The organism is Bacillus sp. 05T31 (assembly GCF_056396725.1).
On the sequence record NZ_JBFTMA010000108.1, the window covers coordinates 1 to 9,415 of the forward strand.

General features: G+C 36.1%; 10 protein-coding genes. All 10 read left to right on the forward strand.

Annotated elements, in window-relative coordinates; translation table 11 throughout:
- Window positions 1-72: 72 nt before the first annotated feature.
- Entirely contained in the window at window positions 73-657 is a 585-nt protein-coding gene (locus AC1DJR_RS09690; RefSeq protein WP_477002495.1) for a hypothetical protein, read from the forward strand.
- A 241-nt stretch (window positions 658-898) separates the two neighbouring features.
- On the forward strand, window positions 899-2,377 hold the full coding sequence (gene spoIVA, locus AC1DJR_RS09695) for a stage IV sporulation protein A (protein ID WP_477002491.1): 1,479 nt from the start codon (window positions 899-901) through the stop codon (window positions 2,375-2,377).
- A 298-nt stretch (window positions 2,378-2,675) separates the two neighbouring features.
- Window positions 2,676-2,948, forward strand: a complete 273-nt coding sequence (locus AC1DJR_RS09700) for an HU family DNA-binding protein (RefSeq protein ID WP_001043860.1) — start codon at window positions 2,676-2,678, stop codon at window positions 2,946-2,948.
- A 121-nt stretch (window positions 2,949-3,069) separates the two neighbouring features.
- Entirely contained in the window at window positions 3,070-3,639 is a 570-nt protein-coding gene (folE, locus tag AC1DJR_RS09705; protein WP_429686644.1) for a GTP cyclohydrolase I FolE, read from the forward strand.
- Between the two features lie 271 nt (window positions 3,640-3,910).
- Window positions 3,911-4,663 carry a heptaprenyl diphosphate synthase component 1 gene (locus AC1DJR_RS09710; protein ID WP_477002492.1) on the forward strand — a complete coding sequence of 251 codons (753 nt, stop codon included), beginning with the start codon at window positions 3,911-3,913 and terminating at the stop codon, window positions 4,661-4,663.
- A 29-nt stretch (window positions 4,664-4,692) separates the two neighbouring features.
- A complete protein-coding gene (gene menG, locus AC1DJR_RS09715) occupies window positions 4,693-5,406 on the forward strand; it encodes a 2-heptaprenyl-1,4-naphthoquinone methyltransferase (RefSeq protein ID WP_002086620.1) in 714 nt (237 codons plus the stop codon).
- 157 nt (window positions 5,407-5,563) lie between these two features.
- Complete coding sequence (gene hepT, locus AC1DJR_RS09720) at window positions 5,564-6,526, forward strand: heptaprenyl diphosphate synthase component II (protein ID WP_002011823.1); 963 nt, start codon at window positions 5,564-5,566, stop codon at window positions 6,524-6,526.
- 124 nt (window positions 6,527-6,650) lie between these two features.
- Complete coding sequence (gene ndk / locus AC1DJR_RS09725) at window positions 6,651-7,097, forward strand: nucleoside-diphosphate kinase (protein WP_000415879.1); 447 nt, start codon at window positions 6,651-6,653, stop codon at window positions 7,095-7,097.
- 300 nt (window positions 7,098-7,397) lie between these two features.
- Window positions 7,398-8,570, forward strand: coding sequence for a chorismate synthase (gene aroC, locus AC1DJR_RS09730; protein WP_477002493.1), 1,173 nt, complete (start codon window positions 7,398-7,400; stop codon window positions 8,568-8,570).
- Window positions 8,570-9,415 (forward strand): 3-dehydroquinate synthase (aroB, locus tag AC1DJR_RS09735; protein ID WP_477002494.1); only part of this gene is annotated, 846 nt, incomplete at its 3' end. The genes aroC and aroB, both read left to right, overlap by 1 nt.

Genomic DNA, 9,415 nt, shown 5'->3' on the forward strand with positions numbered 1-9,415 from the left:
CATTAATACATATAAGGAGCAAACGGATGGTTTATTACCAATTAAGACGCGTGATATGAGTACGCCGATTTCATTAATACATATAAGGAGCAAACGGATGGTTTATTACCAATTAAGACGCGTGATATGAGTACGCCGATTTATCAGAAGTATCCAATTGATTTTCAAAAAATTGCTCCAAGATACATACAAGAGGCACCAGGGAATGCGTATGAAAGTGGTGGAGTATATCAATATGTATTAATAGATGTTGAAAAAAATCCGACAGTAAAGTTAATTGATGTGAGAATGGCGGAACAAATTCAAGAAGTGGCATTGAAGCTAAGGATGTATCGTGATGAACATCAATATCCACCTTTTAAAAAAGTGATTACAGATGGTGTTTATGAATTAGACTTCAAAAAACTAGGATATAAAGATGTACCACAAGTGACAAGTCCGTACTCAGGAAAAGGTCTTCCTCTTGTAATCAATGAAAAAGGAGAATTGTTTGTTGATTATAGAATCGACTTATATGAAGCGTTGAAAAAAAATGAAGGGCAATTTAAAGAAGGTGAAGATATCCGGGGTATACTATCGAAGGATTCCCCGTTTGTTCCTGCATATTCTTTGCCGTACACAGTAAAAAATGGAGAACCAATTTTTTTAAAATCATAAGTCATGAACCTTTCTTTTAGTGAATAAGTTCTAGAAGAAAGGTTTTTTATGTTATACAACTTGCGATGCAAACAAAGGTATTTTTAAATAGTCATATGAAATTGGACAAAATTATATGATATATTGTCCGAACTTCTAGAATACCATTATATTATATCAGATATTATAGGCAACGTTAGAGAAGGTATTAGTTGACTATAAATGTGGAATTATTCCCAAAAATATTGAGGGAGGGAATCACTTGGAAAAGGTAGATATTTTTAAAGATATTGCGGAACGCACAGGCGGTGATATTTATTTTGGAGTTGTAGGAGCTGTTCGAACAGGGAAATCAACATTTATTAAAAAATTTATGGAACTTGTTGTTATTCCCAATATTGAAAATGAGTCAGACCGTCAAAGAGCGCAGGATGAACTGCCTCAAAGTGCTGCTGGTCGTACAATAATGACGACGGAACCGAAGTTTGTTCCAAATCAAGCGGTTTCTATCGAAGTAGATGAAGGTCTTGAAGTGAATATTCGATTAGTAGATTGTGTTGGTTATACGGTTCCAGGAGCAAAAGGTTATGAAGATGAGAATGGTCCGCGCATGATTAATACTCCTTGGTATGAAGAGCCTATTCCATTCCATGAAGCTGCAGAAATCGGAACACGTAAAGTAATTCAAGAGCATTCAACAATTGGTGTCGTTATTACAACGGATGGAACAATTGGTGAAATTCCAAGAAGAGATTATATAGAGGCAGAGGAACGCGTTGTAAATGAGTTAAAAGAAGTAGGAAAGCCTTTCATTATGATTATCAATACTGTACAGCCATATCATCCAGATACGGAGCAGTTACGTCAAAGTTTATCAGAAGAATATGATATCCCAGTAATTGCGATGAGTGTAGAGAGTTTAAGAGAAACAGATGTGTATAACGTACTTCGAGAAGCATTATTCGAGTTCCCGGTTTTAGAAGTGAATGTAAACCTYCCGAGCTGGGTAATGGTGTTAAATGAAGGGCATTGGTTACGCCRAAGTTATCAGGAAGCGGTTCAAGAGACTGTAAAGGATATAAAACGTCTTCGTGATGTGGACCGTGTCGTTTGGCAGTTTAGTCAATATGAATTTATTGATCGAGCAAGTCTAGCTGGCATCGATATGGGGCAAGGTGTGGCAGAGATTGATTTATATGCGCCAGATGAATTGTATGATCAAATTTTAAAAGAAGTAGTAGGAGTAGAGATTCGAGGGAAAGATCATTTATTAAAGCTTATGCTCGATTTATCTCATGCGAAAACAGAGTATGACCAAGTGGCGGATGCCCTGCGGATGGTAAAACAAACCGGATATGGAGTAGCAGCGCCTGCATTAGCTGATATGAGCTTAGATGAACCGGAAATTATTCGTCACGGCTCAAGGTTCGGTGTTAAATTAAAAGCGGTTGCGCCGTCTATTCATATGATTAAAGTGGATGTAGAATCAACATTTGAACCAATTATCGGTACTGAAAAACAAAGTGAAGAACTAGTTCGTTACTTGATGCAAGATTTTGAAGATGACCCGCTATCAATTTGGAATTCTGATATATTTGGGCGCTCTCTTAGCTCTATTGTTAGAGAAGGAATTCAAGCGAAGTTATCTCTAATGCCAGAAAACGCTCGTTATAAATTAAAAGAAACGCTAGAAAGAATTATTAATGAAGGATCTGGCGGATTAATTGCGATTATATTATAAGAAAAAAATCCCTCTAATTGCAGAGGGATTTTTTTCTTTTTGAGTACGTAATAGAAAAATAAACAGTCATTATCTAATATTTTGTTGTAAATTGTCAAGTTTCATCAGAATTTCACATTTTTAGAGTAACAATTTCCTTAAAAATATTGAATTATAAAGGAGAATCGTATAATATAGGCGTTGATAATGATTTATCTACATCTTTGTAGTATAGAATTTGTAAAAATTGCCYACAAATGAAAGTAAGACTCATTTTATGATCATTATACAGTCTTATCTTTGGGAGGAGGTGAATGGCATGAACAAGACAGATTTAATCAATGCTGTTGCAGAAGCAAGTTCCCTTTCTAAAAAGGACGCAACAAAAGCAGTGGACGCTGTTTTTGATTCTATCTTAGAAGCTTTAAAACAAGGTGATAAAGTACAACTAATCGGATTCGGTAACTTCGAAGTTCGTGAGCGTGCGGCTCGTAAAGGTCGTAACCCACAAACAGGTGAGGAGATTGAAATCGCTGCAAGTAAAGTACCTGCATTCAAACCTGGTAAAGCGTTAAAAGATGCGGTTAAATAATCCTTACATATTAACAGGGAAGAAGAGTTTCCTTTTTGGAAACTCTTCTTTTTGCTTTTAAAAACATAAATATGCTAGAATGTGTTCGTATCACTTTTAGGTTTTTCGGGAGGGCTAGCGGATGGCAAAAATTAATTTAGAACAAATTGAACATGCAGTACGTCTTATTTTAGAGGCAATCGGAGATGACCCAAATCGCGAGGGAGTACTTGATACACCGAAACGTGTTGCGAAAATGTACGCAGAAGTATTCTCAGGAATGCATGAGGATCCGAAAGAGCATTTACACAAAGTATTCGGAGAAGACCACGAAGAGCTTGTGCTAGTAAAAGATATACCATTCTATTCGATGTGTGAGCATCATCTTGTTCCGTTTTATGGAGTTGCTCACGTTGCATATATTCCGCAAGGTGGAAAAGTAACGGGACTAAGTAAATTAGCTCGTACTGTAGACACAATTGCGCGTCGTCCGCAACTACAAGAACGTATTACATCAACAGTAGCTAACTCTATTATGGAAGTACTAGAGCCGCATGGTGTAATGGTAGTAGTAGAAGCAGAGCATATGTGTATGACGATGCGTGGTGTGAAAAAGCCTGGTGCAAAAACAGTAACGACTGCAGTGCGCGGCGTGTTAGAAAATGATGCAGCAGCACGTAGTGAAATTTTATCGTTTATTAAGACGAATTAAAGAAGAGCGGGAAACTGCTTTTCTTTTTTTTATATACAAAAAAATGATATAGTTTTAATGTTAAAGAGCAAGAATATAAAGGTTGAAAATTACTTCTGCCTTTTGTGTAAATGAATGTTTGTAGTTGTTAGAGACGAAGATAACTTGTATGAATAAAAGTTGAGGCTTTATTCGGTGGAAGTTTGGCAGAAGTAGCCAAGTTTTGATTATAGAAAATAGAATGTATGTGTTATAATAAATTTTATGAATTAGAAAACAAGGGTGATTTTTTGTGTGTGACATCTACGGAGGGTATGCGGGTATTAAAGAGAAATTGATGGAGAAATTACGCCATCCTTATTTTATAAACTATATTGAAGAACCATTTATTGATGAAGAAAAAATAGCGCTGTTATACGGTGCATTAAAAAGTGCAAATATACATAAAGAACAAATTGATCATTATGTCGTAACGATTATGCTTGTACAAATTGCTCTTGATACACATGAAAAAGTATCAAATAAAGCAAACGAAGAGACGAGTGGATTCCATAAGCGTCGTCAATTGACAGTTCTTGCAGGGGATTATTATAGTGGTCTATACTATTACTTATTGTCAATGAATTGTGATATTATCTTAATTCGTGCACTTGCTGAAGGAATTAAGGAGATTAATGAACATAAAATTATGCTATATCAAAAAGCACATGTGRCGATTCAAGACATAATGGAAAGTGTAGTAATAATTGAATCTGCGCTTTTGCAAAAAACATGTGATCATTTTCAGTTATCTAATTGGAAACCATATATAACTTATGTGTTAGGAAAAAATCGTCTTCAAAAAGAGTGTCAATTGTATGCTGATAAACAAAATTCACCTGTTTTTCAAGCAGTCCAAAAAATCTCATTGGATGATGATGAAAATTTGGAAACAGTTATTAATGAATGGCTTATGGAAATGAGAAAGCAGGAAGAAAAAATTTTAGAGAATCATACAGAAGTTAATGAGATAATTTCTATGTTAAGAGATAAATCAAGGACATAAGCAACTTTACATTGGAAGAAGGTACGAGCATGCAACAATCAAAAGAAGAAAGAGTACATGACGTATTTGAGAAAATTTCTGATAAATACGATGTGATGAATTCTGTAATTAGTTTTCAAAGGCATAAGGCATGGCGCAAAGAAACGATGCGAATTATGGATGTGAAACCTGGGAGTAAGGCACTTGATGTATGCTGCGGGACGGCAGATTGGACAATTGCACTAGCGGGAGCTGTAGGTGAAGATGGGAAGGTTTACGGTTTAGACTTTAGCGAAAATATGCTAGCTGTCGGTAAACAAAAGGTAGAAGCTTTAGAATTAAAGCAAGTAGAACTTATGCATGGAAATGCAATGGAACTTCCTTATGAAGATAATACGTTTGATTATGTAACGATTGGTTTTGGGTTACGTAACGTTCCGGATTACATGCAAGTATTAAAAGAAATGACGCGTGTAGTAAAGCCTGGTGGAAAAGTAATTTGCCTGGAAACATCTCAACCAACGATGATAGGTTTTCGTCAAGGATATGTCTTATACTTTAAATATATCATGCCGTTATTTGGAAAGATGTTTGCGAAAAGTTATAAAGAATATTCATGGCTTCAGGAATCTGCTAGTACATTCCCAGGGATGAAAGAGTTAGCACGTATGTTTGAAGAAGCTGGGCTTAAGAATGTACAAGTGAAACCATTTACTTTTGGTGTAGCAGCTATGCATTTAGGTATTAAACCAGAATCAAAATAGAAAATAGAAAAAAGAAAAAAGAAAAAAGAAAAAAGAAAAAAGAAAAAAGAAAAAAGAAAAAAGAAAAAAGAAAAAAGAAAAAAGAAAAAAGAAAAAAGAAAAAAGAAAAAAGAAAAAAGAAAAAAGAAAAAAGACGTTTTAGGTTAAGGTGAACAATATGAAGTTACAACTTATGTACTCTTTTTTACGATCGGATATTAATGTTATAGAAAAAGAATTGAAGAAGACAGTTGCTTCTGAGCAGCCGTTAGTAGAAGAAGCGGCATTACAGCTTATTGAAGCAGGTGGGAAGCGGATTCGCCCTGTTTTTGTTTTGCTTGCAGGGAAATTTGGGGATTATAAGTTAGATGCAATTAAGCATGTTGCGGTTGCATTAGAACTAATTCATATGGCTTCGCTTGTTCACGATGATGTCATTGATGCTGCGTTTTTACGACGCGGTAGCGCAACAGTGAATGCGAAATGGGGAGATCGTATTGCAATGTATACAGGAGACTACTTGTTTGCGAAGTCTCTTGAATGTATAACAAATATAGAAATTCCAGATGCACATCAAGCGTTGTCCCATACAATTTTAGAAGTTTGTAAAGGTGAAATCGAACAAATTAAAGATAAGTATAACTATGATCAAAATTTAAGAACGTATTTAAGAAGGATAAAACGAAAAACAGCATTGTTAATCGCCGCAAGTTGTCAGTTGGGAGCGATTGCTGCTGGTGCTAATCGTGATACTGTAAATCGTCTATTTTGGTACGGATATTTTGTTGGTATGTCTTATCAAATTATTGATGATATTTTAGATTTCGTATCGACAGAAGAGAAGCTTGGAAAGCCTGCTGGTGGTGATTTATTACAAGGTAACATTACATTACCTGTTTTGTATGCCATGGAAGATCCAGTTCTTCGTCAAAAAATTACATCTGTTCATGAAAATACAACAGCAAGTGAAATGAAAGAAATTATTGATGATATTAAAGCGAGTGAAGCTATTGATAAAGCATTTTCGTTTAGTGAACGTTATTTACATAAAGCATTAGAAATAATAAAGCCACTCCCTCGTGGACAGGCGAAGTATGCGTTGCAAAATGTCGCAAAGTATATTGGAAAACGAAAATTTTAGTGTTTTGTCTAAAAAATAAAATAATCTCTCTATTTCAAAACTATTGCGCAATTGTGATAAGGGTGTTAATATGTGTGTGGGGATATACAATTACATACATAATTCAGAAGTGGAGAGATTTTTTATGGAAAAAACATTTCTAATGGTAAAACCAGACGGTGTACAACGTGCCTTCATTGGGGAAATTGTAGCTCGTTTTGAGAAAAAGGGCTTTCAATTAGTTGGTGCAAAATTAATGCAAGTTACTCCGGAAATTGCTGAACAACACTACGGTGAGCATAAAGAAAGACCTTTCTTTGGTGAATTAGTAGACTTTATTACATCTGGTCCTGTATTCGCAATGGTATGGCAAGGTGAAGGTGTAGTAGATACAGCACGCAATATGATGGGTAAAACACGACCACATGAAGCTGCTCCTGGAACAATTCGTGGAGATTTCGGTGTAACTGTTGCGAAAAACATTATCCACGGTTCGGATTCTTTAGAAAGTGCAGAACGCGAGATTGCTATTTTCTTTAAGGAAGAAGAATTAGTAGACTACTCAAAATTAATGAATCAATGGATTTACTAATTATTTTGAAATAATTTGTAAACGCTTTAATAACTGTGATAATAGTAAAAAGTGCGAGAAGAATAGGGGTATTCTTCTTGCACTTTTTTTATTTCAATCAGTTACGAAGTTAGGACTGTTATGATATAKTGGTATGTAAAGTAAAAGGTCTAATATTATGAAAATAATCGAACAATTACAAGTAGGGAAAGCAAACATTCGATTTACTATATAATTTCTTTGTATTTTAAAGAGTGATGGAAGGTAATATAGCTGCTTTATGTAGCGGGATAAATACATATGCGAAAAGAGGAATAACGTATGCGATATATTACAGCTGGTGAATCCCACGGTCCGCAACTGACGACAATTTTAGAAGGTGTTCCGGCAGGGTTATCTTTAGTAGCGAATGATATAAATGAAGAATTAGCTAGAAGACAAAAAGGATATGGACGCGGTAGACGCATGCAAATTGAGAAAGACCAAGTACAAATTGTAAGTGGTGTTAGGCATGGGAAGACGATGGGGTCACCGATTGCACTTGTTGTTGAAAATCGTGATTTTACACATTGGACAAAGGTTATGGGTGCAGAGCCGTTAACTGAGCAGGAAGAGAAAGAAATGAAAAGRCAAGTTACGAAACCTAGACCTGGACACGCWGATTTAAATGGTGCGATTAAATATGGTCATAGAGATATGAGGAATGTATTAGAGCGTTCTTCAGCACGTGAAACGACAGTTCGTGTTGCAGCTGGTGCAGTTGCAAAAAAAATATTAGCGGAATTAGGTATACAAGTAGCGGGACATGTTATCGAGATTGGTGGTGTACAGGCAGCAAATATTAAATATAACTCTATTGTGGAATTACAAAGTACTACAGAAGCATCTCCTGTACRTTGYTTAGATGAAGAGGCCGGTAAAAAGATGATGCAAGCAATTGATGATGCGAAGGCAAATGGTGATTCTATCGGTGGTATTGTTGAAGTAGTTGTAGAAGGAATGCCAATTGGAGTAGGTAGCTATGTACATTATGATAGAAAATTAGATGCAAAATTAGCAGCGGCAATTATGAGTATTAACGCTTTTAAAGGTGTTGAAATTGGAATTGGTTTTGAAGCAGCACATAGACCTGGAAGTGAAGTGCATGATGAAATCCTTTGGGATGAAGTGCAAGGGTACAGAAGAAAAACGAACAATGCAGGTGGATTAGAAGGTGGCATGACAACTGGTATGCCGGTTGTTGTGCGCGGTGTTATGAAACCGATACCGACATTATATAAACCGCTTCAAAGTGTTGATATTGATACGAAAGAACCTTTTACAGCGAGTATTGAACGTTCAGATAGTTGTGCAGTGCCAGCAGCTAGCGTTGTGGCTGAATCTGTTGTGGCTTGGGAGCTCGCAACAGCTTTAATTGAACAATTTGGATTAGATCGTATCGATCTTATACGTGAAAATATTAAGAAACATAATGAATATGCGAGGGGATTTTAATGGAGAACATATATATTCAAACGAAATCAAAAGAATATGATGTACATGTTGGAAGGGAGGCGTTGTCACACTTAGCAACGCTTATTCAAAAAATGAATCCTGCAGTATCTAACATAATGATCATTTCTGATGAAGCTGTTGCATCACTGCATTTACAGACAGTTGTTGATGCATTGCAAGTAGAGCAAAAAGTATTTTCGTTTGTTGTACCGAGTGGCGAAAAAGAGAAGTCTTTTGAAAATTTCTATGAGGCTCACACTTCGGCTCTTGAAAATAAATTAGATAGAAATTCTTTAATCATCGCACTTGGAGGCGGAATGATTGGAGATTTGGCTGGATTTGTTGCCGCGTCATTTATGYGTGGTATTCGCTTTGTCCAAGTTCCAACGACTTTATTAGCTCACGATAGCGCAGTAGGCGGGAAAGTAGCAATTAACCATCCACTAGGAAAAAATATGATTGGAGCGTTTCATCAGCCAGAAGCTGTTGTATATCATACGCCATTTTTACATTCACTTCCTGAAAAAGAGTGGCGATCAGGTTATGCAGAAGTGATAAAGCATGCTCTTATTGGTGATGTAGAGCTATATCATTGGTTAAAAGAAGAAGTGCAAACGTTAACGGATCTTCGTGATGAAAAGTTAATTCATATATTAACGAAGGCGATTCCTGTGAAAGCGAATATTGTGTCGCAAGACGAAACAGAAAAAGGTGTACGTGCCCATTTGAATTTTGGGCATACGTTAGGACATGCTCTTGAAAAAGAGTTAGGATATGGGAATATTACTCACGGTGATGGAGTAGCGGTTGGCATGCTATTTGCTATGTTTTTAAGTGAGCAAGTG